This window comes from Rhizobium halophilum (assembly GCF_021648825.1).
Classification (GTDB): Bacteria; Pseudomonadota; Alphaproteobacteria; order Rhizobiales; family Rhizobiaceae; genus Neorhizobium; species Neorhizobium halophilum.
Window position 1 is genome coordinate 292,855 of the sequence record NZ_JAKJHS010000002.1, and the last position, 24,997, is coordinate 317,851.

Below are 24,997 nucleotides of genomic sequence, written 5' to 3' on the forward strand. Positions count from 1 at the left end.
CCGGAGCGATCCGGCGGCCTTCGTCATTTGGGCGGGAGGTTCGTCAGCGACGCGATGAAATCCGCGATAGCAACTGAATCGTCCAGATCGAAGACCGGGAGGGCGGTGTCCGTCACCGGATGGTCTGCTGCGATCGCCACGATGTGCGGGTCGGAGGGCGCGAGCGGCTCCCGCTTGCTCGCCTCAAGCCGCCGTGCCTCGATCTTCGGCACGAGCTCGCGCTTGTAGCCCTCGATCAGGACGAGGTCGCACGGGGCGAGGCGGGCGAGAATCTCCTCGAACGGCGGCTCCGGTTCTCCCCGCAGCTCATGCATGATGGCGAAGCGCGTTCCGGATACCAACGCCACTTCGTGTGCGCCAGCCTGACGGTGGCGGTAGCTGTCGGCGCCGACCTTGTCGATGTCGAAGTCGTGGTGGGCGTGCTTGATGGTGGAGATGCGGTAGCCGCGGCGGGTGAATTCCTCAACGAGCCGCACTGCAAGCCCGGTCTTGCCAGAGTTCTTCCATCCAGCGATGCCGAAGACGCGGGGCGAGGTCATTCCATGGCCTCCAGATAGCGCCGTGCTGACTCCAGATCGGCGGGGGTGTTGAGGTTCATGAATGGATCCAGCCGGCCGATTGGTGTCTCGACGCTCTCCCAATGCACCGCCACACTTGGATGGCGGGCCAGGAAGGCGGAGAGACGGCGGTTCTCCGGCTCGGCGAGCCAGCTTTCGAGATCGTCCGCGGCAGGAATCGGCCAGAGTCCGAAAACAGGGTGGGTACGTCCCTCCGAACTTGCGATGGCAATCATGTCGGGTACTGATGCCGCGGCTTGCAGGCGTGCGGCGAGATCATCGGGGAAGAAGGGTGCATCTGATGGTACCGTCAGGAGATGGCTCGCCTCCGGCTGTCTGAAAGCCAGATCACGCAGGCCTGCCAGCACGCCACCGAGCGGCCCGGGCTGGCCGCGCAGCGTGTCAGGAACACGCCGGAAGCTCGGTGGCAGAGGCATCGAAGAGGGTGCGTTGACCGCGACTTCAGACACCTGCGGCGCCAGTCGCTGCGCAATGTGCGACAGGAGCGTGCCTCGGCCGAAGGGCAGCAGGAGCTTGTCGGTTCCCATCCGGCTGGACCGGCCGCCGGCGAGGACGAGGGCAGGGGGAGGGGCCGCTGTCACTCCGAGCTCTCCTGAGCCAACATCCCTTCGCGGCGATCGATCCACCGTACGTATTCGGTAGCAAGGAGCGCGAAGAGCGCAGTCACGGTCATCACCACCAGCAATGGCGAGGTTCCGCCGTCTGCGTGCAATACGGCGCCTGCGACAACAGACAGTGCCGCGCCCCCACCCAGCATGATCGCGCCGCCGAGGCCGGAGGCGGAGCCGGCGAGATGCGGCCGTACGCTGACCATGCCGGCATTGGCGCTTGGCAGCGTCAGCCCGTTGCCGACGCCGATCAGCGACAGGGGCCCGAAGAAGGCGAGGGGATGTGCGGCGTCCAGGACGGAGAGCAGGAAGGCCAGCGCGAGGCCGATGACGTTGACGATGTTGCCGGACACCATCATCGGGCCAATACCGAAGCGGCGGGCATAGCGGCCCGAGAGATAATTGCCCAGCATGTAGCCTGCGGCCATGCCGAAGAAGTACAGCCCGAGCGCCGCCGGAGAGAGCTTGAACAGAACGGTGCCGACGAAGGGGGCGCCGCCCAGGAAGCTGAAGAAGACCCCGGACGAGAATGTGGCTGTCAGCGTGTAGCCCCAGAACCGGCGGGATGTCAGCAACTGCGGCCAGCTGCGGAACTGGTCGCCGAAGCTTGCCGATTGCGCGGTGTTCGTTTCGCCGAGGTCCCGCCAGACAAGGGCCAGGACGAGGAGACCAGATATCAGGAGGGCGATAAAGCTCGCCTGCCAACCGAACAGGTCGTTCAATAGGCCGCCCAGCGTCGGCGCGATCATTGGAACGACCGACATGCCCATGGTGACGTATCCGATCATGGAGGCGGCCTCGTCCATCGGCACCATGTCCCGGACGATGGTGCGCGACAGGACGATGCCCGCGACCACACCGGTCTGTAGCATGCGGCCGGTCATGAAGACGGCGATGTTGGACGCAAAGGTGCAGATCAGCGTGCCGAGGAGCAGAAGCACGATACCGCCGATCATTACTGGGCGCCGCCCGAAACGATCGGACAGCGGGCCGATGGCGATCTGGATCGCGGCGGTACCGGCGAGATAGCCGGAGACGGCGAACTGCATCACCGCATAGCTCGTGCCGAAGTGATCTGCCATCGCGGCCAGCGACGGCAGGAAGATGTTCATGGACATTGCCGCAAGCCCGGCCGCAAGCACGAGTGTCGCGATGTGCGGCGGTGTCCCGCGGTTAAGGAAGCGGCGCGTGCCGGCGGACTGTTCTCTTCCGTTAAGCGTCGTCATTCCGTCACCGGACGGACCGGGCCGGCCTCTGCGGCAATGCGGCGCCGGCGCTGGCTTTCGCGGTAGAAGCTGTAAAGGCCGGAGCCGATGATGATGGCTGCACCGAGGAAGACGAAGACGTCCGGCCGCTCGCCGAAGAAGAGGACGCCGATGATCAGGCCCCAGATCAGGCCGGTATAGCGGAAGGGGGCGACAAAGGAGATCTCGCCGGTGCGCATCGACATGATCACCGCCTGGTAGCCGGAGAAGACGAGCAAGGCCGCGATGACCAGCGGCAGGAAGGTTGAGAGCTCCATCGGCTGCCAACCGCCCATCGGGACGATGAGGATTACGCCGACGACGGTGTTGGCGGCGGCGGTAAAGAGGGTGATGGTGAGCGAGGGAACATCCGCCACGATGCGGCGGGTAACGAGGTCGCGCCCCGAGGTGAAGAAGACGGCCGCCAGAAGGAGGAGGGATGCCGGGGCAAATCCGTCAGCCGTTGGTCTCAGGATGATTAGCACGCCGAGGAAGCCGACGATGATGGCGGTCCAGCGCCGCCAACCCACAGGTTCTTGCAGAAACAGCGCCGCCCCGAGGGTCACCGCCAGCGGCAGAGACTGCATGATCGAGGACACATTGGCGAAGTCGATGCGGCCGAGCGCGCTGATGAAGGTGAGCGTTGCACCGATCTCGAAGAAGGTGCGCAGCAGAATGAGCGGCTGCATGACGACGCGCAGCGGACGCAATGCCCCGAGATGGCGAGCGACGAAGAACACCAGCACCGTCGTCATGATGCCGCGCACGGTGATGATCTGCGCGACGCTGAGCGACGATGTGACGGATTTTACCAGGGCATCGTTGCAGGTGAAGGAGGCCATGGCGAGCGACATGAAGAGCGCGCCGCGGGAATTGTCGGAGGATGCCATGCGTGATTCCTTGCCACTGCAGCGGAATCTTCTACTCCAATGCCGGAGATGCGGCCAGACCAGTTGCGGCGTGCCCGGTACGTTTGGCAGGCGCAGCGGGGTGTGACTGATCAAAATCCCGGCAGGCCATTTCGCAGCTGCGAAATTAACCGATGTTCAACGGATATGCCTGACTGTGCGGGCGTTCCGGCATGACGCAGGAGTCTCCACCCGGCCACTTGCAGATGTTTGGCAAGCTCGGCGGACGTTATACCGGAGCCCGCATGTCTTTCATCGATCGTCTTCTCCAGAGCCGCCGGATTGTCACCAAGGTCCTGCTTTTCGTCGTCCCTCTCGTGCTGCTGATCGCCGGCGTTGGACTGGCAGGCTATTACACGGCGAACATGTTGAACGGCCACATGACGGTCACGCGCGCAACGATCGAAAACATCGCCGATTTCGACAATCTGCAATCCGTGCTGCAGGATTTCGCCGAGCGGCCTGACGACGCGACCCTCGCTGCGCTGCAGGAGGGAATCGTCCGGCAGGAGAAGGGTGTGGACGTGCTGGAGGGTCTGCTCGCAACCGGCGAGGACCGCGAGCGGATCGAGCCGGTGACGAAGCTTGCTGCTGCCATGCGCGAGCGGACCGAGGCGCTGTGGGCGGTCAAGCAGCAGCGAGACGAAAATCGGGCAGAGATCGCGACACAACTCACCGCCGTGAGGGACCTTTCTGCGGCCATCGACCAGCGTCTCGGCAACCTGCGCAAGAAGTTCGAGGGGCAGGAGCGATTCGCCAAGAGTGCGCTGTTTGAATCCTTTGCGTACAAGACTATCGCCGAGCGGATCGAGACCCTGCGCAATGCCGTGCGGAACGCCAATTCGGACGAGGGTACGGCCAAAGCCGCAGAGGCGCAGGCCAAGGCATTGCTGGAAGGCTTTGAATCCGTCGAGGCCGTTGTCAGTGACAAGATCATAGAGGCAATGGCGCCGATCCGCGACGCGACAGACGCACTGCTAGTAGTTGCTGCAAGCGATGCCGCCGCTGCCGAGAAGGCACAGACCCTGCGTGTGGCCGCAAGCGGTTTCATGCGGTTCCAGCGCGAGCTGCAGGAGAACGTCCTGAGAAAGTCCGGCGACGCAGCCGAACGATTTGCAACCCTGGAAGGCGATGTCACCATGCTGAAGAACCTGCTGGTGCAGGTGGAAACGTCGCTGACGCTTAGCGACGCACTCCAGCTTCACATGGAGCGGCTGCGTGGACAACTGACGGATGAGGCGCGCCAGGTGGTGCTCGACGATATTGCGGCATTGCGCGCATCGAGCGTGAAGGTTTCTGATCTCGGCAACAGCAACAGCGCCATGAGCGCCTTCGCGGGCGAGCTCGAGGTGCCGCTTGGTGCGCTCGAAGAGGCTTCCGCGGAAATGCTGGCGATCGAGACGGCGTGGAACGAGGCGCGTGAGGCAGCCTCGCAAACGCTTTCCGCCGGCATGGCCGGGCTGCAGGCCTTCATCGCGCAGGCCCAGGAAGTCGGCAAGGAAGACAGTGAGCGCTCCGCCAACCTTTCGGTTATCGCCATGGTCGTCGGAACGTTGCTGGCGATCGCTGGCGGGCTGATGCTGGTCGAGACGCTGCGCGGCCCGCTGCGTCGCGTGACCGACGTCATGAAGCGGCTGGCGGAAGGCGACCTTGACGTCAGCATCGAAGGGCGCGAGCGCGGCGACGAGATCGGCGACATGGTGCGTTCGGTGACGGTATTCCGCGATGCAGCGCTGGAGAACATCCGGCTCGAGCAGGAGGCCGCCACGGCCCGCGACCAATCCAACGCCGAGGCCGCACGTCGGGCAGAGGAGCGTGCGCGGATCGCCGCAGAGCAGCATGCGGCCCTGACGGCGCTCGCCGATGCGCTGACACAGCTTGCCGAAGGCGACCTGCAGCGGACTATGAGCGAAAACCTCGCGAGCGACTTCGTGCCGATGGCAAAGACCTACAACACCGCTGTGGAGGCGCTACGGGCGACGCTCGCCGATGTGCGGGCGACCACGGAAGAGATCAACGGCGGTACCGGCAAACTCGCGGCATCGGCCGACGACCTGGCGCGGCGGACCGAACAGCAGGCGGCGGCACTGGAGCAGAGTTCGCGAGCGCTGCGCCATCTGAGCGACCTCGTTCGCTCCACGGCCACGAGCGCACAGCAGACGGCGGCCTCTGTGAACGAAACCGAAGAGTTTGCGGTACGCTCGGGCGAGGTGGTATCGCGTGCCGTGGGCGCCATGGGCGAGATCAGCCGCTCGTCGGAAAAGATCGCCACCATCATCGGCGTGATCGACGAGATCGCCTTCCAGACGAACCTTCTGGCGCTCAATGCGGGCGTGGAGGCGGCACGCGCTGGGGAAGCCGGTCGCGGCTTTGCTGTGGTTGCGCAGGAAGTTCGGGAGTTGGCGCAGCGTTGCGCCGGTGCGGCGCGCGAGATCAAGGAGTTGATCTCCGCAAGCTCGACGCAGGTCAGCAACGGCGTTCATCTGGTTGAGCAGACCGGCGAGGCGCTCAACCAGATCATCACGCATGTGACCGATGTGCGCAAACTGGTGGCGGCGATCTCGTCTGCCACGAGCGAGCAGTCGACCGGCATCCACGAGGTGACGCATGCGGTTCACGAGGTGGAGCTGATCACGCAACAAAACGCTGCGATGGTCGAGGAGAACAACGCCGAGATCCATGGGCTACGCCGCCGGGTGGAGACCCTTACCGACAAGATCGAGCGGTTCAAGACCGGTGAGCAGTTCTCCGGCTATTCGACTCACGCAGGGCGAGCGGCCTAAGGCTCGCTCGTTGTTCCGCTCAGGCCGCCGCGGGCTCAGGCGCGCGGTGGTCGGGTGCCGCAGGACCAGCCGCTGCGGGATCGATCTTGAAGACGTCATCGCCGACAAAGACGATGACATAGCCGCCTGACATTTCCGCGTTGGCCGCCATGTTCGCAAGGGCGTCTGCGTAAGGAGCTTGCCGCCAAACATCCGGGAAATCCGGATCCGCCAGCACGGTGGTCTGTGGTCCTTGCTCGTAGATCATCATGTGAGCGATCGTCGGGTCCCATTCTGGGCCCAGCTCGTTCGACTTCATCCAGCTGCAGAGGAAGTCGCGACAAAGCTCCGGTCTGTCGGCATAAATTGTGCAACCCTCGGACGCAACGCAGTGCCCGCACCAGGCGTTGGCCGGCTTCTCCAGGGCGTCGATATCGGGAAGCCGGCAGCACAGGGTGCAGGTTCCGCAGTTGCGGTCTTTCGGGCCGGGAGTCGTCTGCACGTTCTGGATCAGCCGCCGGTCACGCTCATGTGGCGGGCGACAGCAGGGCGCTGATGGGTGCGGTCGATGATGAAGTCGTGGCCCTTCGGTTTGCGCTGGATCGCTTCATCGATCGCCGCAGACAGGAAGGAATCATCATCAGAGGCGCGCAAGGCCGTGCGCAGGTCGGCAGCGTCGTTCTGGCCGAGGCACATGTAGAGCGTTCCGGTGCAGGTCAGCCGAACGCGATTGCAGCCCTCGCAGAAGTTGTGCGTCATCGGCGTGATGAAGCCGAGGCGGCCTCCGGTCTCGGCGACTTGAACATAGCGGGCCGGACCGCCGGTCTTGAAGGGGATATCGGTCAGCGTGAACTGCTGTTCGAGATCAGTGCGAAGTTTGGAAAGCGGCAGATAACGGTCCGTGCGATCTTCTTCAATCTCACCCATGGGCATCGTTTCGATGACGGTTAAATCCATCCCCCGGTCGTGCGCCCAGCGCATCATCTCCGGGATCTCGGTTTCGTTGAAGTGCTTCAGTGCGACGGCATTGAGCTTGATCTGCAGCCCGGCCTTGCGTGCGGCCTCGATGCCTTCCATCACACGAGCAAAATCGCCCCAGCGGGTGATCGCCTTGAACTTGTCCGGGTCGAGCGTGTCGAGCGAGACGTTGATGCGGCGCACGCCGCATTCATAGAGCTCGGAAGCATAGCGGGCGAGCTGGGAGCCGTTGGTGGTCAGCGTCAGTTCGTCCAGATCGCCCGCATCAATGTGGCGGCCAAGCGCCCGCACCAGGTGCATGATGTTCTTGCGCACCATGGGTTCGCCGCCGGTGAGGCGCAGCTTGCGCACGCCCTTGGCGATGAAGGCGGAACAGAGACGATCCAGTTCCTCCAGTGTCAGAAGATCCTTCTTCGGCAGGAAGGTCATGTTCTCTGCCATGCAATAGGTACAGCGGAAGTCGCAACGGTCGGTGACGGAGACGCGCAGATAGGTAACGGACCTGCCAAAGCGGTCGATCATCGGTGTCTTGCCGCTATCGAGCGGCTGCACCTCTCTCAAGGGGCCTGCCAAAGTGTTCAAGGATGATCCTCCTGAACCAAAAGTGGTCGCCATCTTAGGGCTCGTCAAGGGCGGCGACTGGTTGCGACGCTCATACCAAGCTACTAATCCTCTCTGTCAGGCGAAGATAGGGCGAAAACGGTATGAGCGAAGTATGGCCAACGGAATTGCGGGTCTCCAAGGACCGGCGGGTCCTGAACGTGACCTTCAACGACGGACGTGTCTTCCCACTGCCCGCAGAGATGCTCCGCGTCCTTTCGCCCTCTGCGGAGGTGCAGGGGCACGGGCCGGGGCAGAAGGTGACCGTCCCAGGCAAGCGCAACGTCGCGATCGGCAGTCTGACGCCTGCAGGAAACTATGCTGTGCGGATCGGCTTCGATGACGGACACAATAGCGGCATCTATACCTGGATCCATCTGCGAGAGTTGGGAGAAGACGGTGAGCGGCTATTTGCGGACTACGAGAAGGAACTCGAGCAAAGGGGCCTGAGCCGGGAGCCGACACAGCGGACCCGTTGAGCATACCAGAGCGCCTCAAGGGTTTCAGGCTGTCATCCTGGTGTAGCACATACGCGGGGCTCGGGAAGACGCGGGCAGTTGCGTGCGCGTTCAGTACCCGAAGATCCCTTCGGGAGTGGGCCGGAATGTGCAACGCCAACGGATGTGGTGAGGATCAGCCCTGATAGATCAGCCAGTTCTTGCCAGCATAATCACCGCGGATAGATTCGTCGAAGAAGACGGTGCGGTTTCTGCCGCTGCGTTTAGCGTGATAGAGCGCAACGTCTGCATTCGCATAAAGGGTCCCCGGCCCATCTGCCTGAGAGCCCATCGAATAGCCAAGCGATATTGTGACCGGTCCGTATTGTATCCCCGAGCGAGAATTCCGGAAGCTGCGCGTTTCCAGCGCACAGCGGATACGTTCGCAGATCAGCATGACCTCATCGGCGGTATTGCCTTCGATGACAATTGCGAATTCCTCGCCGCCGGTGCGTGCGACAAACACGTCCTTGCGGACATTGGCGCGGATGATCGACGCTACGCTCGCAAGAATTTTGTCGCCAACCGGATGGCCGAAACTATCATTGATCTTCTTGAAATTGTCGATGTCGGCAAGCACGAGTGCTGCGACCGGAAGAGTAGGTGCAGCATCGTAAAGCCCCGCAAGCCGCTCATCGAACGCACGGCGGTTGGCTAGCCGCGTCAGGGAGTCGGTATTGGCGATACGCTTGTATTCATCCAACTCCCGCCGGACCTGATCCATCTCCTGCGAGTGTTCCGCCATGCTGTCGACGGTGCGTTCTCCTTCTGTCAGCTTGTCGCCAGTAGCCTCGGTTAGCAGATGGATAGCGTTGCGGATGATGTCGGTGGAGAAGTTGGCTTTGGAGTTGATCCGGCTGGCAGTCTCGCCGAGCAACTTCGTATAGCTTTCCATGGACTGCTGCTCCTGGCGCAGCAGCTTCAGCAGGCTCTCGAGTTCAACGAGGAGCTTGTCGTGGACGCGCTCGATGACTTCAACCTGCGCGGTGCCGAGGAATTCCGCCGCGAGCGAATCCAGCTCCTCCTGTGTCGCCTGGCTGCCGAGAGCTGCCAGCTTCTGCGTCAGCGGGCCATTGGATCCGATGTAGGCTTCGTAAAACAGCTGATAGTTTCGCGGAAGGGGAGCTATCCCCATCGTGCGCAAAGCGAAAACAATCTGACCGACCACGTCAGTCGACTGCGCCTTTGGCGCATTGGTCGCCGTCATCAAGCCCCCCTGGCCCCATTGTGTGCTTTAGAACATAATGTATGAGAAAGATTGGAAAAGATTTAAAGAGAATATTTGCCACGCAGACGCTGGCTCCCGGGACCAACCGGGAGCGGATCGAGCTCCGTGGATCGATCCGTCCCGCAAGTCTACGCTACGGCGTCACATCCCGTGGAGCCAGCGGCGTCTGACTGCTGGTTCCATGTTGCTACGCGCCCCGCATGACCCTCAGCGGGGACCGATCATGTTCTCAGGACGTACATACTGATCGAACTCCTCGTGCGTGAGATAGCCGCCGCCGACCGCTTCCTCTCGCAAGGTTGTGCCGTTCTTGTGGGCGGTCTTGGCGATCTTGGCGCAGGTATCGTAGCCCAGCTTCGAATTGAGCGCGGTCACCAGCATGAGGGAATTCTCAACGCCACGCTTGATGTTGTCTTCCCGGGCCTCGATGCCCACGACGCAATTGTCGGTGAAGGAAACCGCGGCATCCGCCAGCAGTTGAACGGACTGGAGGAAGTTGTAGGCCATCATCGGGTTGTAGACGTTAAGCTCGAAGTGGCCCTGGCTGCCGGCGAAGGTGATGGCGGCATGGTTGCCGAAGATGTGGGCGCAGACCTGGGTGAGGGCTTCCGACTGCGTGGGGTTGACCTTGCCCGGCATGATGGAGGAGCCCGGCTCGTTCTCGGGAAGCGCCAGCTCGCCGAGACCAGCGCGGGGACCTGAACCAAGAAAGCGGATGTCATTGGCGATCTTGAAGAGAGCAGCCGCGGCCGCATTGATCGCGCCGTGCGCGAACACCATTGCGTCGTGTGCTGCCAGAGCTTCAAACTTGTTCGCGGCCGTGACGAAGGGGAGGTCGGTGATCTTGGCGATCTCTTCTGCGACTTTTTCCGCAAATCCCACAGGCGCGTTCAATCCTGTCCCGACGGCGGTGCCGCCCTGTGCAAGCTCGTACAGGCCGGGCAGGGTGACTTCAAGACGCTTGATGGCGGAGGCAACCTGAGCGGCGTAGCCGCCGAACTCCTGACCGAGCGTCAACGGCGTTGCATCCTGCGTATGAGTACGGCCGATCTTGATGATGTGGGCGAAAGCCTTCGCCTTCGCATCGAGCGCGGCATGCAGGTGCCTGAGGCTTGGAAGAAGGTGACGGACAATCTGTTCTGCGCAGGCGATATGCATAGCCGTCGGGTAGGTGTCGTTCGACGACTGGCTCATGTTAACGTGGTCGTTTGGGTGTACCGGCTTTTTCGAGCCCATCGTGCCGCCGAGCATTTCGATTGCGCGGTTGGAGATGACCTCATTGGCATTCATGTTGGACTGGGTGCCGGATCCTGTCTGCCAGACGACCAGCGGGAAGTGGTCGTTCAGCTTGCCGTCGATGACCTCCTGCGCGGCCTCGATGATGGCCTTTCCGAGGTTCTTGTCGAGATCGGCAAGTTCCATATTTGCACGGGCGGCTGCCTGCTTGACGATGCCAAGCGCGCGAATGACCGACGCCGGCTGCTTTTCCCAACCAATCTTGAAGTTCCCGAGCGAGCGCTGTGCCTGTGCCCCCCAATAGCGGTCGGCCGCCACTTCGATGGGTCCAAAGGTATCGGTTTCGGTGCGGGTCGGTGCCATCGTCTCTGCCTTTGCGTTAGCTGCGCAACTCATTGTGGCGGAGTTAGTCGACAAAGGCCGACGACGCAAGCTCGTGACCGGATGTCTAGACCAATGTCGCACGTCACCCAGGGATGCTCCTGCCAAAGACGGGATGCGGCGGCCCGTGCCATTTATGACACGGGAGCGGGCTAATATGGCTGAGCGATGATGCAGCATGCGTTCCTGACAGGGCGGGTGAAGTAAAAATTAACCAATAGTTTCTTAACCTTGTTGCCGCTGATTTGCCGGTGCTCCTGAGGACAGGAGCAGCCGGGGATCGGCGAACCGCTTCCTTTCCTTGCTCTACGCCTTCGGTTACAGCGTGGAGCTAAACCTCCAATCGCCGAACCAGCCGACGGGGATAAATTTGCTGACCACATCTAAACGAGCTTCGATCGCACTTGCGTTCGTTTCAGCAGCTTCCACACTTGGCGCCGGGATTGCTCCGGCGCAGGCAATCACCTTGATGGATATCATTAGAGGTGGCCCCGGAAAACGCCCTCCCGTTGCAGACAATGGGCTGCCTGGCGTCGTTTCCAGGGAGCGGCGGGTGGAGCAGGACGTGGATCCTCAGCCGCTACCGAAGGTGTCGGGACCGAAGTACCATACCTATCGTGTTGATCCGACGCGCGGGGTGAAAACCGCCGGCTTCGTCGCAGCCACCGCAACCGGAATAGAGCGGTACCTCGTCGCCGCCAAGGTCTCCGGACCATCCGATATCGCTGCCGCGCTGGAAAACTTCTATGGCAAGAACGCTAAGCCGCTTTGGGTCTCCGATGGAGAGATCAACGATAGAGCGAGGGGCGTGTTGGAGCTGTTCCAACGTGCTGACGACTATGGCCTCGATCCCGCCGACTACCGCGTCGAGGAGCCGGAGCTTGTAACGGCAAGCGTCCAGAACGTTTCTCTGGGGGCCGAGACGGAAGCCGATGTGGCGCTCGACAGCCATGCCGGAGCATTGATGCAGTTTGAGCTGGCACTGTCTGCCAAGGCGCTGATGTTTGCCCAGGACATGGTTCGCGGGCGCCTCGATCCGAACCGGATTTCTGGCTACCACGACTTCAAGCGCAAGGAGGTCAAGCTCTCCTTCGTACTGCCATTCATCAAGTTGGACGAGAGCGCTGCCGGCTATCTCGAAGGACTGGCGCCGCGGAGCAAGCAGTTCCTTGCGCTGAAGTCCGAACTCCAGACATTGCGGACGGAAGAGACGCAGCAGGGCGATCCTATCGCACTCTCAAGCAACCTTTTGCTGAAGCCCGGCAAGAGCAGTCCCGAGCTGGCCAGCGTCGTCGCGGCCATTCGCAGGAACGGCTCGGACGCGTTAAAGGAAAGCCATTCCGCCACCTTTGCCAGCTATCAGAAAGGAAGCGACTATACGCCGGAGATTGTCGATCTCGTGAAAGCCTTCCAGGAAGAGGTCGGGTTGAAATCGGACGGTGTGGTCGGTCCGGCGACGGTTCGGGCCATGGTTGGGGATACGCAGGAAGCCAAAATCAACAAGCTTGTTGTGGCAATGGAGCAGGCGCGGTGGCTGCCGGCGGAACTGGGCGATCGCCATGTGTTTATCAACCAGCCAGCCTACACCGCCTACTATCACGAGAATGGTGTCGAGCAATTCTCCATGCGCACCGTCGTGGGATCAAAGGCGAACCAGACCTATTTCTTCCAGGATGAGCTTGAGACTGTGGAGTTCAACCCTTACTGGGGCGTGCCGCAGTCGATTATCATCAACGAGATGCTGCCGAAGCTGAGGGCGGATCCGAGCTACCTGGATCGTATGGGCTACGAAGTGGCCGTAAATGGCCGAGCGGTTCCCTCCTCGAGCGTCAACTGGTACGGTTCCACGCAGTCCATCTCGGTGCGACAGCCGCCGTCCAGCGATAATGCGCTGGGTGAGCTGAAGATCCTGTTCCCCAACGAGCACGCGATCTACATGCACGACACGCCGTCCAAGAGCTTTTTCAAGCGCGACATGCGCGCTCTGAGCCATGGCTGCGTTCGTCTTGCTGAGCCGCGCAAGATGGCGGCGGCGGTGCTTGGCGTCACCGAGGAGGACATTGCGAAGAGGATCTCGCAGGGTAAGAACCTCGGCGAGAAAATAACCGCGAAGATTCCTGTCTATGTCGCCTATTTCACCGCTTGGCCGAACAAGGATGGCGTCGTGGAATATTTTGACGATGTCTACGACAGGGATGCTGCAACCTTGAAGGCGCTGAAGGCGACCAGCGCAGCCAGAGCCACTTAGCGGCTACAGGCCCTGGCCATGAGAATACAGCTCGCGGCTGCCTTTCTCGTGGCCAAGGAGCGGATGCCGCCTAGGATTTCCTCATCAGGTGCGCGACCAACTCGGGCCTCAGATCGGCGAAGTCGCCGATGATGTGGTCTGCCCCTAGGTCTTCAACCGGAACATCGGAATAACCGAAGGTGACGGCAATAGAAGGGATCCGAGCATTGCGCGCCGCAAGGATGTCGTTGATGCTGTCGCCGACCATCAGACTGCGTTGCGGATCGCCGCCCGCCCGTTCTATGGTTCCAAATATGTGGCCTGCATCCGGTTTGCGGACGGGGAAGGTGTCGCCGCCGGTGACGACACGGAACCGTTCGGTAAGCCCCAGCTTCGCGATCAGCGGGATTGCCAGTTCCTCCAGCTTGTTGGTGCACACCGCGGCCGTAAATCCCGCATGCTCCAATCTGTCCAGTGCCTCAATCAGGCCAGGGTAGGGGCGGCTCGCGCCCGGCATTCCTGCCTTGTAGTGAGCGAGGAATCGATCCAGCAAGGGTTCGACCTCGTCCTCCCCAATCCTGCGTCCGCGGAGATCGAAAGCCCGGCGGATCATGACCCTTGCGCCCTGACCAACTAAATGGGTCAGGTCACCATAGGTCACCGGTTCGAGGTCGGCGGCGGCGATCGCATGATTGAGACTGCTGACAAGATCGGGAGCGGTGTCGATCAACGTGCCGTCGAGGTCAAATATCACCAAGGGGGGCGTCATAGGAGTCTCCGGGAGGTGGATGCCTCGGGCGGCAGTAGATGGGTGGAGCGGCAAATGCAAATCGGGCGCGGCGAAGGGACTTTCCCTCTCCGAGGCAGACGTGTAAACAGCATCGCAAATAGCGGGGAGTTTCAGGCGCATGGACGCCCGGGAAATGAAGAAGAAGGCAGCGGAGGCAGCGCTGTCGCACGTCGAAGACGGGATGAGGCTCGGGATCGGAACGGGGTCCACGGCGGAAGAATTCGTGCGGTTGCTCGCTGAAAGGGTTGCTGACGGCTTGCAGGTGCAAGGGGTGCCGACGTCAGAGCGCACGGCGCGGCTCTGCCTCGAGCTCGGTATCCCGCTCCGCTCACTTGGCGAATTGCCTGAGCTCGACCTGACGATCGACGGCGCGGACGAGGTGGATCCCCAATTGCGCCTGATCAAGGGTGGTGGAGGGGCGCTGCTTCGCGAGAAGATCGTTGCCGCTGCATCCGCAAGGATGATCGTCATTGCCGACGAGACAAAAGTTGTTGAGACGCTGGGTTCTTTCCCACTGCCCATCGAGGTCAACCCGTTCGGGTTGACGGCAACCCGCATCGCCGTCGAGCGCGTTGCTTCCCGACTGGGTCTTAGTGGTCAAATCACCCTCCGCCAGTCGGGGGAAGATGTCTTCACGACTGACGGCGGCCATCACATTCTGGACGCATCTTTTGGCCGTATTCCTGATGCAGAGGCGCTCGCGGGCAAACTTTACCTCATACCGGGCGTGGTTGAGCACGGGCTGTTCATAAATCTCGCGTCGTTCGCGATCATCGCCGGTGACACTGGCGCTCGGACGATCAAGGCACAATGAAAGACAGGAGCAATTTTCCATGACCAACTTCGCGGTTCTCGGGCGCGCCACCGCTCTTGCCGTCATGATCGCCGCCAGCACCGCGCTGCCGGTTCGCGCACAGGAGATCTCCGAGGCGCATCTGGACGCGGCGCGTGACGCGGTCGCCGCCATCAATGCGACCGACCGGTACGACAACATCCTGCCTGGGCTGGCCGAGCGTCTGAAGGCACAGTTCATCCAGGCGACGCCAAATTTCCAGGAGCAGATCAGTCAGGTGGTCGATGAGCAGGCGCTAGCTCTTGCTTCGCGTCGTGCCGATTTGGAGCGGGAAGCGGCGACGATCTACGCCAAGGCATTCACCCAGGAGGAACTGCAGTCTATCTCTGCGTTCTATGCCACGGATGCCGGTAAGAAGCTTCTTTCCACAGGCCCGCTTGTAGCACGCGAACTGACCCGTGCCGCCGAGATCTGGGCCAACGGCATCTCGCGTGACCTTACGAACCAGAGCACGGAGGAACTGCGCGACATCCTCGACGCGGATGCCATTCAGGCTCCGGCTGCCGATGGCGGTGCCCCGGCACAGCCGCAGCAGTAGCGGCGGCACCATCGACACATGAAGGCCCGGAGCGATCCGGGCTTTTGCTTTTCTGGCCGCAGTTTTATATGGGCAGGGTCCCATCCCCGCGCAGGAGCCTCGCATGACTGTCTTCGACTACGACCTTTTCGTCATTGGGGGAGGCTCAGGTGGCGTTCGTGCAGCTCGGGTTGCCGGGACGCTTGGGAAACGAGTCGCTATAGCCGAAGAATATCGTCTGGGCGGCACCTGCGTTATCCGCGGTTGCGTCCCGAAGAAGCTTTTTGTGTATGCTTCGCAGTTTTCCGAGCACTTTGAGGATTCCGCCGGATTCGGATGGCAAGTTGAGGGTGCTAGCTTTGACTGGAAAAAGCTGGTCGCCGCCAAGGACAAGGAGGTCACCCGGCTTGAGGGGCTCTACCGGAGGGGGCTCGAGAATGCGGGGGTCGAGATCCTGGAGTCGAGAGCCGAGTTTCTCGATTCCCACACCATCCGCCTGGTGAAGACAGGGCATACGGTGACGGCCGAGCGAATTGTGGTCGCCACCGGCGGTTCGGCCAATCCCCACGCGGCTCTTCCCGGGCATGAGCTGTGCATCACGTCCAACGAGGCGTTTGATTTGCCGGAACTGCCGCGCTCGATCCTGATCGCCGGCGGCGGCTATATCGCCGTAGAGTTTGCCAACATCTTTCATGGCCTGGGGGTCGATACGACCCTGATCTACCGCGGCAAGGAAATCCTGTCGCGCTTCGACCTCGACGTGCGGCAAGGCTTGCACAGGGCGATGGAGGAGAAGGGAATCCGCATCGTCTGCACGGATGTCATCGAGGAGGTCACCAAGGCGCCAGCGGGCGGACTGATCGCCCGCACCCTGGATGGGCAGACGCTTGCGGTTGACACCGTCATGCTCGCGCTCGGTCGAGATCCGGATACCAAGGGGCTTGGGCTGGAGGCCGCGGGCGTTGAGACCGACGCCAAAGGAGCGATCGTCGTCGATGACTACTCGCGCTCCAGCGTTGCCCATATCTACGCGCTGGGTGATGTCACCGATCGGGTGCAACTGACGCCAGTCGCGATCCACGAGGCGATGTGCTTCATCGAGACCGAGTTCAAGAGCAACCCGACGAAGCCCGACTACGACCTGATCGCAACTGCTGTCTTCTCACAACCCGAGATTGGAACGATAGGGCTTTCCGAGGAGGAGGCCTGCAAGCGCTATCCGGAGATCGAGGTTTACCGCGCCGAGTTCCGCCCCATGAAGGCGACCCTCTCGGGACGCTCCGAAAAGATGATCATGAAGCTTGTGGTCGATGCGGCCACGCGAAAGGTGCTGGGCGCGCATATTCTCGGCCACGATGCCGGCGAAATGGTACAGCTCCTCGCCATCTCGCTGAAGGCCGGCTGCACCAAGGATGACTTCGACAGGACCATGGCCGTGCATCCGACAGCATCGGAGGAGCTTGTGACCATGTACCAGCCGAGTTATCGGGTCAGCAACGGCGAGCGCGTCTGAGCGGCGCAATCCGGTTCAGCTCGTGATCCTCGGAGTGCTGACGATCTTGTGGAAGAGGGTCTTCATCGCGTCCTCAATCCCTTCTTCGAGAGAGACCTCAAAGTAGTAGCCGGGGCTGGCACATTCCTGCATCTTTGAACCGATCTGATCGTTGAACGGTTTGACCCAGTCTCTCCAGAAGTTGTTGTCGTCCAGGGGTAGATAAGTGGTGTAAAGCACGGCGATCTTGATGTTTCTGTTCTTGATCTCGTCGCAGTACTTCGTGTCGATCGGTTCGATGCATCGCGTGGAGTTCACCTTTCCGCCCGGTTCATGGATCTCATCTCCGATCCTCGTCAGGGCGTCATCAAAGCTAGTTTGCTGGTCATTGTTGTAGTTCTGGTAGGGGATGCTCATCAGCTTGATCTTGTCGGTTGCCGAGGCCACGGTGTCGAGGTCGCCGTCGATATGAGCCACCTTGAAGAGCTGGGCATCCTGGGCTGTCTTGCCAAAGGTGTAGGCTGCCATACGAAACTGGCTGTTGACCGTCTGCGTCTGTTTTGCCGTTTCCATAAGGGCCTTGGTCGCCTCCGCAACGACCTCGATCCGGATCGGAATACCCTTGTTGAGGGCGACGTTGTAGTAGCTGTATGGATCTTCCACGCCGTCCTGCGAGACGATATGGCATGCGAACGCACAGTTCCGGTCTTTCCCGTTCCTTTCGGGATCTGGCCCTTGGTAGCCGAGGCGCGTTTCGTGCTTTAGATCCGCGATATCGTCCGCGTCGCCGCGACACCCATCGAAGGCGTGTTATCAAGCAGCATGTAGAAGTCCATGAACGCCGGCGTCTGGTAACGGGCCTTGGCTGCGCCGCTGATGGTTACTCTCTCGCGTCCCAGTACCTTCATAAAGGTCGTTGGCATGATCGCACTGAAGGAAACATGGGACTCTATCAGCCCGCCGCTCTTCGTGACGGTGACTTGAGCTTCAACCGGAAGTTGCCCAAGTTCTCCCGCCATCTGGCTGAAGAAGAGGCCTTGCCCATCCGGAGAACCCACTGTGATCGTGCCGTCGCCGTTCATCGCCATCGCCTGGACGACTGTCGGCGAATTGGGAGCAATGGCTCCCACGGCCGCCGCGTCTGCTGCGGCATATAGCTGGGTCCGCAAGGAAAGCGCGTGGCTAAGATCAATGGCAAGACCAGCTGCTCCGGTCAGGGGGACCGCGAGAAGTGCGGTCATGATGCCAAAATTTCCTGATCTGTCAGCCCATAGCTGATTGAAAGCAGCAAGCATGACGGCTCCCTCAAGACGTGGATCTGAGCGTGCGGCGTCATGCAGCGAGGCAGGCGACAATCATGGCCCGGGCGAAAACTAACCTCTGCTGGTCTGTAAACGGCAAACGAAGATGGTTAACAATCGCTCAGCCGATCGGGTAGAGTAGAAGGGCGCGCGGCAGATGCCGCTAAAATGCTAGGCAAGCCGTGCCGGAGACGGTATAAGCCGCGCCAAATTCCAGAACGACAGCCGGACAGGAAGTCCCGGGCGAAGGCAGGTGAGCGAGATGGCACAGAATTGGACCCCGAACACGTGGCGGCAAAAACCGATCCAGCAGGTTCCGGATTATCCGGATGCTGCAGCTCTGGCCGCGACCGAGGCACAGCTTGCCACCTTCCCGCCACTCGTTTTTGCCGGTGAGGCGCGTCGCCTGAAGAAGCATCTCGCCAATGTGGCCGAAGGCAACGGCTTTCTGCTGCAGGGCGGTGATTGCGCCGAAAGCTTCATGGAGCATGGCGCCGACACGATCCGCGACTTCTTCCGCGCCTTCCTTCAGATGGCCGTCGTGTTGACCTTCGGTGCACAGCAGCCGGTGGTGAAGGTCGGCCGCATCGCCGGCCAGTTCGCCAAGCCGCGTTCGTCGAACATCGAGAAGCAGGGCGACGTCGAGCTGCCGAGCTACCGCGGCGACATCATCAACGGCATCGAATTCCATTCGGACGCCCGCATTCCGAACCCGGAGCGGCAGCTGATGGCCTATCGCCAGTCCGCCGCAACGCTGAACCTGCTGCGCGCCTTTGCGATGGGTGGCTATGCCAACCTCGAGAACGTGCACCAGTGGATGCTGGGCTTCGTCAAGGATAGCCCGCAGGGCGAGCGCTACAAGAAGCTTGCCGATCGCATCAGCGAAACGATGGATTTCATGAAAGCCGTCGGCATCACGGCGGACAACAATCCGAGCCTGCGCGAGACAGACTTCTTCACCAGCCACGAAGCACTGCTTCTCGGCTATGAAGAAGCGTTGACCCGCGTCGATTCCACGTCCGGCGACTGGTACGCGACATCCGGCCACATGATCTGGATCGGCGACCGGACGCGCCAGGTGGACCACGCCCATGTTGAATACTGCCGCGGTATCAAGAACCCGATTGGGCTGAAGTGCGGGCCGTCGCTGCAGCCCGACAACCTGATCGAGTTGATCGATACGCTGAACCCGGCAAACGAAGCCGGCCGCCTGACGCTGATCTGCCGTTTCGGCCACGAGAAGGTCGCAGACCATCTGCCGAAGCTGATCCGCGCCGTCGAGCGGGAGGGCCGCAAGGTCGTCTGGTCCTGCGATCCGATGCATGGCAATACGATCACGCTCAACAACTACAAGACCCGGCCCTTTGACCGGATCCTGTCGGAGGTCGAAAGCTTCTTCCAGATCCACCGCGCCGAAGGCACGCATCCGGGCGGCATCCACATCGAGATGACCGGCAAGGACGTGACGGAATGCACCGGCGGCGCCCGCGCCGTTTCGGCCGGCGATCTTCAGGACCGCTACCACACCCACTGCGACCCGCGTCTCAACGCCGATCAGGCCTTGGAACTTGCATTCTTGCTGGCCGAGCGGATGAAGAGCGGTCGGGACGAGAAGCGGATGGTCGTCAACGGCTGATCCGACCGATGCGTACAGAAGGGGCCGGCGATTGCCGGCCCTTTCGTCTTTCTGCCGATAATGCGCGCTGAAGCAAAGCTTCAGACGAATGCATTTGACGGTCCTGCCGGCTCCTCTATCGTCCGTAGGGAGCAGGAGAGGACAATGGAAGAGCAAAACCGCGGTGGATGTCTCTGTGGAGGCGTCAGGTTCGAGACGACCGGGAAGTTGCGGGAGGTCATCGCCTGCCATTGTTCCCAGTGCCGGCGCCAGACTGGTCTTTACTATGCGGCAACCGATGTCGCGGTGGATCGTCTCAAACTCGTTTCTGAATCCACATTGACCTGGTTTCGCGCCAGCGAAACTGCCCGCCGCGGTTTCTGCTCGCGGTGCGGTTCGGCGCTATTCTGGCAGGCCAACGGCAGCGAACAGATGTCAATCCTTGCTGGAGCCTTTGATCGGCCGAACCATCTCAAGATGGGCTGTCATATCTTCTGTGAGGACAAAGCGGATTTCTACGACCTGCCGGAGGATGGGCTGCCGCGTCATCCGCGCAGCCGCTCCACTTGAGATAGGCCTGCCATACCGCCATCATCGAAGGGTGGAAGCGCTGAAAAGGGGAAGAAGCGGCCGCGAGCATTCTGGTCCCCAAACATCATGTCGTACTGCAGCAGCCGGTAGTTCTGGAGCGACTGGTTCACCATTCCGCCCTTCTCGTTCCAGCCCGCAAGAGGACGGCCTTCCTTGTCGACAAGCATATATCGATCAATTACCGCATACTTGCCTGCCACCTCTCCCAGGAGGCCGGTATAAAAAGGATCTGAAAAGCCCGCGGCGCTGACAACGTGGTAAGGAAGCACCGATGGACTGATCGTGTTAAGGCCCTTCCGCGCGCCGGTCTTCGAAGACCAGATGACCAGGGGCGTCTCATGCTCACGCTTCATAACATCCAGGCTTCCGCGCCGCGTCGCGACGGCATCTTCCATATAGCCGCTTTCCATGAAGACTTTCCCGAGCGGGGGTAGATGATCTCCAAAGAGTACAATGATGGTCTCGCGCTGGCGTGACTTTGCCCACTCCATCAGCATCGCGAGGCTTTCGTCTGCCTCCTTCACCCCATTTGAATACGTCGCAAGCTGCTGCTCCGCTTCCAGACTCAACTCGCTCTCGATGGAGATACTGTTGTCCATGTAGCGCCCGGCTTCATAGGGGCCGTGGCCTTGGAGGGTAACCGCAAACAGGAAGAGCGGCAGATCGGCGCCCTCGGCAATCTGAATGATCTGTTCTGTCAGTGCCGTGTCGGAAGCAAACATCCCTCTTTTCTCAAGGCTTGGAAGCTGCTCCTGCGCGAGGAACCGGTCAAAGCCAAGATGACGGTAGACATTCTCGCGATTCCAGAACCATCCTTCGAAGGGGTGAACGGCGACTGACGTATAGCCTTTGTCGCGAAAGAGGCCGGCGAGGGAGGGAAGGGGACGGCGGATATACTGCTGGTAAGGAATTCCCCCATAGGGAAGAAAAGCGTTGGAGAAGCCGGTAAGCGCCTCAAATTCTACATTCGCTGTCATTCCCCCGAACTCAGGCGAAAAGATCTGCCCCGTTTGCAAGTCCCGTATCGTCGGCATTGGGTCGGGATTGAAACCGACGTTCTCCAGCTTCGTCGGGTCCCACAGCGATTCACTCATGATCATGATCACATCGGGCGCAGGCTTGCGTGCAACCTTGAAAGCCGCGGGATCCAGGGGGATGTCGGCGATTGCTTCGGGACCGTAGCCTTGCGGCGCAGCAACGCGGGACATCGGTACGTTGAGGGCGAAGGCAAGGAGGAACCCGTTGTGCCGGTAATTGGCCTTCTGGTCCCACATCATCGGGAGAATCCCCATTCGGTCCCTGAGCCAGGTGGAGCCTTGAACATTCATCATCGGGGTGAAGCTCAGGAGGAACGGGAGCAGGAAGACAAGGCGCGATAGTCTGGCGCGCGAGGACAGGGCCGGAAAGTGGTGCCAGGCTACGAGCGCGATATAGATCATCGTGGCTATGCCGACAGTTGCAAGGCTGCCCAGCGCCAAAGCTTCCACCGGATTTGCCTTGACCATCACCGGCAGAAGCTCTGTGATCTGGCGCGCGAAAAGCAGGTCCGAGGGATAAAGGGGATCTGAAAGGTACTGCTGCTTTTCGTACGAGATGAAGGCCAGGAGGAGTACCGCAGGGACCAGCAGCACAATCGATCGGAAGGCGCGACCCAGCAGCATATCCATGCCCAGCGCGACGAGGAACATGATCGCGACGGTGGTGAGACCGGGGCGCGACAGCACGAAGGCAATCACATCCCCGTGCGGCCGACCGGCAACAGCCTCGACTGCACCAACAAGCGCTGTGCAGGCCGCGACCAGCACTAGCGCAGCGAGGATGTGATGCAGAAGGGAAGCCGACCCGGTAACCGGAGACGCCGGGACTGATTCTTGTTTGGCAACCCGGCTCACGCTTTGCTCCTATCAACACTGTCATTGAAGTGTCATATAACCGTCATGAACCGGAGGTGAACCACCTGAGCCGGGGAACTGTGCTAGTTCGTCGCGCTCGACCTGAGGGACCGGCTCAGCCTTGCTGGCCGTGGCAGGGAGTGGCTGTAGAAGGGGAGACGTACGCAGGTGACAGCCAGAAGTTCGATCGAGGCCTTCGACCTGGAAAGCAAGACGATCCGCATATTGTGGCAAGCAGAGGTTCTGTTGGAAGCGCCCAATTGGTCGCCTTGTGGGCGCTACCTGCTGCTGAACAGCGACGGCAGGATGTATCGGCTGATGCTGAACGGGGCACGCTCACTGGAGATGGTCGACACAGGGTTTTCGGTCGAATGCAATAACGACCACGGGATTTCACCCGATGGCGAATGGATGGCCATCTCCGACAAAACGGCCTTCGGCGCGTCCACAGTTTACATTCTGCCCGCCACTGGGGGAGAGCCGCGCCTGGTAACGAAAAGGCGTCCATCCTATTGGCACGGCTGGTCGCCCGACGGCCGGAGATTCGCCTATTGCGGCATCCGGGACGATCTCTTCGATATCTATACGATCGGTATCGAGGGTGGAGAGGAACAGCGGCTAACCTTTGGCGAGGGGCGCAATGATGGCCCGGACTATTCGCGCGATGGCAAATGGATCTACTTCAACTCGAGCCGCAGCGGGCGCATGCAGATCTGGCGAGTCCCTGCAGAGGGCGGGCCAGCGGAGCGGATAACGGACAGCCCCTATGTCGACTGGTTTCCGCATCCGTCACCGGTTGGCGACAAGATCGTCTTCCTGTCCTATGACGGCGACGTGTTCGATCATCCGCGCGACCTCGATGTCAGGATTCGGATGATGGACATGGATGGATCGAACGTTGAAACGCTGTTCGAGCTGTTCGGCGGGCAGGGAACGATGAACTCGCCGAACTGGGCGCCGGACGGGCGGCAGTTCGCTTATGTCCGCTATTTTCCGGTGGCATGAAGGCTTGAAGTCAAGCCGCTGGCAAGGCATGCATAACACGTCAGGTGCCAGCCACGTGCTGGAGAATCGGGAAGCCGGTGCAGATCCGGCACGTGCCCAGCGCTGTGAGGCGGACGGCTGCTGCAGAAGACGAGCCACTGGTTTTTCCGGGAAGGCTGCGGCAGGCGGATGAAGTCGAGTCAGAAGACCGGCCTGACGCGATAGACCCTACCGCACGGACGGCGGCTGGGTTTTGTGACGCCTGGAGGCTCAGCTCCGGCGTCAGCATTGTTGGGGATGAACGATGCGACCTGAAAGAGACGGGTACGGATGCGGCCTGGTGACCGCTGCCGCGTTTTCCGACGACGAGCGCTTGGCCATCTACAAGGCCATCGAAACGCGGCGCGATGTGCGCGACCAGTTCCTGCCCGTTCCACTCTCGGACGATCTTGTGCGGCGGCTGCTCGGTGCTGCCCATGCGGCGCCTTCAGTCGGCTTCATGCAGCCGTGGAACTTCCTGCTGATCCGTGATCGGGATCTCCTGGAACGGGCGCATCAGGCGTTTCAGCGGGCGAACGAGGAAGCGGCTGAAATGTTCTCCGACGAGAAGCAGGCGCTCTACCGTAGTCTGAAGCTCGAAGGCATTCGCAAGGCGCCGCTCAGCATCTGCGTCACCTGCGATCCGGACCGGGCAGGACCTGTGGTGCTGGGGCGCACGCACAATCCTCGCATGGATGTCTATTCCACCGTATGCGCCGTCCAGAACCTCTGGCTGGCAGCCCGCGCCGAAGGGGTAGGTGTCGGCTGGGTGAGCATCTTCCACGAGGCAGACATCCGCACCCTCCTCGGCATTCCGGAGCGGGTCGAGATCGTCGCCTGGCTGTGCCTCGGCTATGTCAGCGAGCTTTACGAGCAACCCGAGCTTGCGGTGAAGGGGTGGCGCCAGCGCCTGCCGCTCGAAGAGCTCGTCTTCCACGACCGCTGGGGCGAGCGCTGATCCTATTGCCGAGACTAGGCACCATCGGAAGCCGGATTGGCGAGATCGATCGAGCTGTCGTCGGGGAGGAAGACGGGGCCGACGGTGCGGACCTTCTGCGACGGGTCGTAGGGTCGCTCCGGTGGTGGCGGAGGGGCCTCGGCGGTTTCCCTCGGCTTGCTCGTCGTTACATCCGTGATGCTGGAGCCGGAACGGGAAGGAAGGCTCGGCTGAGGCAGCAGCTGAGGCTGTGCGGTGGGAATGTTCGGCAGCGCGACGACCTCATCGCATCCATTCTGCTGCATGGCGGAGAGGATCGCGTTGCGTTCGCCGTTCGGGCGGACGATGGAGAGCGAGGCGGCTCGCCGAGAACGAATGGCATCGCGGTCCGCCTCCGCCTGGCGCAGCGCCTGGGTGATCTCGCTGCAGACATCGCCTGAGCTACCAAACGAGACGATGCTTCCGGCGTCGCAGCCGGCGCGGCGCCTCTCAGATCGCAGGAAGCGGATCTCGTCTTCCTGGTTACGCAGCGCCTCGGCATGACGGCGCACCTCGGCGGTGCTGCCGATCACTTCCGGGATCGCGACAAGGCGCCGATTGAGGGACTGGCAGAGCATGGACTGATCCGCCGGCGCCGGGCTCTGCAGCAGCAGGAGCATGGTGACGGCAGAAAGGCTCTTCTTCATGATCGTCTCCGGGCGTCTCTTGTCCCGACATCATCGGGTCCGCCGGTTGAGAT

The 24,997-nt window shown here is 61.3% G+C and carries 21 protein-coding genes, 1 pseudogene and 1 riboswitch; of the genes and pseudogenes, 10 read left to right on the forward strand and 12 right to left on the reverse strand.

Annotation, left to right across the window (positions count from 1 at the left end):
- Positions 1 to 23: 23 nt before the first annotated feature.
- The 4 genes from mobB to LXM96_RS06015 are packed head-to-tail and all read right to left on the reverse strand — an operon-like array spanning position 24 to position 3,320.
- Positions 24 to 539 carry a molybdopterin-guanine dinucleotide biosynthesis protein B gene (gene mobB / locus LXM96_RS06000; protein ID WP_239997474.1) on the reverse strand — a complete coding sequence of 172 codons (516 nt, stop codon included), beginning with the start codon at positions 537 to 539 and terminating at the stop codon, positions 24 to 26.
- Positions 536 to 1,159: a molybdenum cofactor guanylyltransferase MobA gene (gene mobA, locus LXM96_RS06005; protein ID WP_317208198.1), complete on the reverse strand. Its 624-nt coding sequence runs from the start codon at positions 1,157 to 1,159 to the stop codon at positions 536 to 538. Before mobA ends, mobB begins: the two co-directional genes overlap by 4 nt.
- A complete protein-coding gene (locus LXM96_RS06010) occupies positions 1,156 to 2,412 on the reverse strand; it encodes a multidrug effflux MFS transporter (RefSeq protein WP_239997475.1) in 1,257 nt (418 codons plus the stop codon). The genes mobA and LXM96_RS06010 overlap by 4 nt, the downstream gene beginning before the upstream one ends.
- Entirely contained in the window at positions 2,409 to 3,320 is a 912-nt protein-coding gene (locus LXM96_RS06015) for a DMT family transporter (protein ID WP_239997476.1), read from the reverse strand. The genes LXM96_RS06010 and LXM96_RS06015 overlap by 4 nt, the downstream gene beginning before the upstream one ends.
- Before the next feature lie 263 nt (positions 3,321 to 3,583).
- Here LXM96_RS06015 and LXM96_RS06020 point away from each other — a divergent pair, with 263 nt between their 5' ends.
- Positions 3,584 to 6,121 carry a methyl-accepting chemotaxis protein gene (locus tag LXM96_RS06020; RefSeq protein WP_239997791.1) on the forward strand — a complete coding sequence of 846 codons (2,538 nt, stop codon included), beginning with the start codon at positions 3,584 to 3,586 and terminating at the stop codon, positions 6,119 to 6,121.
- 19 nt (positions 6,122 to 6,140) lie between these two features.
- On the opposite strand, the gene LXM96_RS06025 is transcribed toward LXM96_RS06020, so the two are convergent.
- Together LXM96_RS06025 and moaA are read right to left on the reverse strand one after the other, a co-directional pair.
- A complete protein-coding gene (locus LXM96_RS06025) occupies positions 6,141 to 6,419 on the reverse strand; it encodes a hypothetical protein (RefSeq protein ID WP_239997477.1) in 279 nt (92 codons plus the stop codon).
- 191 nt (positions 6,420 to 6,610) lie between these two features.
- A complete protein-coding gene (gene moaA / locus LXM96_RS06030; protein ID WP_239997792.1) occupies positions 6,611 to 7,600 on the reverse strand; it encodes a GTP 3',8-cyclase MoaA in 990 nt (329 codons plus the stop codon).
- A 182-nt stretch (positions 7,601 to 7,782) separates the two neighbouring features.
- Between moaA and LXM96_RS06035 the strand changes: the two genes are divergently transcribed.
- The gene (locus LXM96_RS06035; RefSeq protein WP_239997478.1) at positions 7,783 to 8,157 is read left to right on the forward strand and encodes a gamma-butyrobetaine hydroxylase-like domain-containing protein; all 375 of its coding nucleotides are present in this window, start codon (positions 7,783 to 7,785) and stop codon (positions 8,155 to 8,157) included.
- A 154-nt stretch (positions 8,158 to 8,311) separates the two neighbouring features.
- On the opposite strand, the gene LXM96_RS06040 is transcribed toward LXM96_RS06035, so the two are convergent.
- Positions 8,312 to 9,382: a GGDEF domain-containing protein gene (locus LXM96_RS06040; RefSeq protein WP_239997479.1), complete on the reverse strand. Its 1,071-nt coding sequence runs from the start codon at positions 9,380 to 9,382 to the stop codon at positions 8,312 to 8,314.
- Positions 9,383 to 9,610: 228 nt separating this feature from the next.
- On the reverse strand, positions 9,611 to 11,002 hold the full coding sequence (gene fumC / locus LXM96_RS06045; protein ID WP_239997480.1) for a class II fumarate hydratase: 1,392 nt from the start codon (positions 11,000 to 11,002) through the stop codon (positions 9,611 to 9,613).
- A 388-nt stretch (positions 11,003 to 11,390) separates the two neighbouring features.
- Here fumC and LXM96_RS06050 point away from each other — a divergent pair, with 388 nt between their 5' ends.
- The gene (locus LXM96_RS06050) at positions 11,391 to 13,268 is read left to right on the forward strand and encodes a L,D-transpeptidase family protein (protein WP_394801892.1); all 1,878 of its coding nucleotides are present in this window, start codon (positions 11,391 to 11,393) and stop codon (positions 13,266 to 13,268) included.
- A 70-nt stretch (positions 13,269 to 13,338) separates the two neighbouring features.
- Here LXM96_RS06050 and LXM96_RS06055 read toward each other — a convergent pair whose 3' ends face one another.
- Entirely contained in the window at positions 13,339 to 14,016 is a 678-nt protein-coding gene (locus tag LXM96_RS06055; protein WP_239997481.1) for an HAD family hydrolase, read from the reverse strand.
- A 139-nt stretch (positions 14,017 to 14,155) separates the two neighbouring features.
- Here LXM96_RS06055 and rpiA point away from each other — a divergent pair, with 139 nt between their 5' ends.
- From rpiA to gor, 3 genes are all read left to right on the forward strand, one after another.
- Positions 14,156 to 14,851 carry a ribose-5-phosphate isomerase RpiA gene (rpiA, locus tag LXM96_RS06060; protein WP_239997482.1) on the forward strand — a complete coding sequence of 232 codons (696 nt, stop codon included), beginning with the start codon at positions 14,156 to 14,158 and terminating at the stop codon, positions 14,849 to 14,851.
- A gap of 19 nt (positions 14,852 to 14,870) precedes the next feature.
- On the forward strand, positions 14,871 to 15,428 hold the full coding sequence (locus LXM96_RS06065; RefSeq protein ID WP_239997483.1) for a DUF2059 domain-containing protein: 558 nt from the start codon (positions 14,871 to 14,873) through the stop codon (positions 15,426 to 15,428).
- 103 nt (positions 15,429 to 15,531) lie between these two features.
- Entirely contained in the window at positions 15,532 to 16,920 is a 1,389-nt protein-coding gene (gene gor / locus LXM96_RS06070; protein ID WP_239997484.1) for a glutathione-disulfide reductase, read from the forward strand.
- Between the two features lie 15 nt (positions 16,921 to 16,935).
- On the opposite strand, the pseudogene LXM96_RS06075 reads toward gor, so the two are convergent.
- Positions 16,936 to 18,194, reverse strand: a pseudogene (locus LXM96_RS06075) (TadE/TadG family type IV pilus assembly protein).
- A 268-nt stretch (positions 18,195 to 18,462) separates the two neighbouring features.
- Here LXM96_RS06075 and LXM96_RS06080 point away from each other — a divergent pair.
- Both LXM96_RS06080 and LXM96_RS06085 read left to right on the forward strand, forming a co-directional pair.
- Positions 18,463 to 19,836, forward strand: a complete 1,374-nt coding sequence (locus LXM96_RS06080; protein WP_239997485.1) for a class II 3-deoxy-7-phosphoheptulonate synthase — start codon at positions 18,463 to 18,465, stop codon at positions 19,834 to 19,836.
- Positions 19,837 to 19,980: 144 nt separating this feature from the next.
- Positions 19,981 to 20,385 carry a GFA family protein gene (locus tag LXM96_RS06085; RefSeq protein WP_239997486.1) on the forward strand — a complete coding sequence of 135 codons (405 nt, stop codon included), beginning with the start codon at positions 19,981 to 19,983 and terminating at the stop codon, positions 20,383 to 20,385.
- Here LXM96_RS06085 and LXM96_RS06090 read toward each other — a convergent pair.
- On the reverse strand, positions 20,361 to 22,298 hold the full coding sequence (locus tag LXM96_RS06090) for an LTA synthase family protein (protein ID WP_239997487.1): 1,938 nt from the start codon (positions 22,296 to 22,298) through the stop codon (positions 20,361 to 20,363). The two genes, LXM96_RS06085 and LXM96_RS06090, sit on opposite strands and share 25 nt — an antisense overlap.
- 168 nt (positions 22,299 to 22,466) lie before the next feature.
- Here LXM96_RS06090 and LXM96_RS06095 point away from each other — a divergent pair, with 168 nt between their 5' ends.
- Both LXM96_RS06095 and bluB read left to right on the forward strand, forming a co-directional pair.
- Positions 22,467 to 23,303: a TolB family protein gene (locus LXM96_RS06095; RefSeq protein ID WP_239997488.1), complete on the forward strand. Its 837-nt coding sequence runs from the start codon at positions 22,467 to 22,469 to the stop codon at positions 23,301 to 23,303.
- Between the two features lie 25 nt (positions 23,304 to 23,328).
- Positions 23,329 to 23,513, forward strand: a riboswitch (cobalamin riboswitch).
- 73 nt (positions 23,514 to 23,586) lie between these two features.
- Positions 23,587 to 24,279 (forward strand): 5,6-dimethylbenzimidazole synthase, encoded by a 693-nt coding sequence (bluB, locus tag LXM96_RS06100; RefSeq protein WP_239997489.1) that lies wholly within the window; start codon positions 23,587 to 23,589, stop codon positions 24,277 to 24,279.
- 14 nt (positions 24,280 to 24,293) lie between these two features.
- Here the strand turns inward: bluB and LXM96_RS06105 are convergent, their stop codons facing one another.
- Positions 24,294 to 24,944, reverse strand: a complete 651-nt coding sequence (locus LXM96_RS06105) for a hypothetical protein (RefSeq protein ID WP_239997490.1) — start codon at positions 24,942 to 24,944, stop codon at positions 24,294 to 24,296.
- Positions 24,945 to 24,997: the final 53 nt, after the last annotated feature.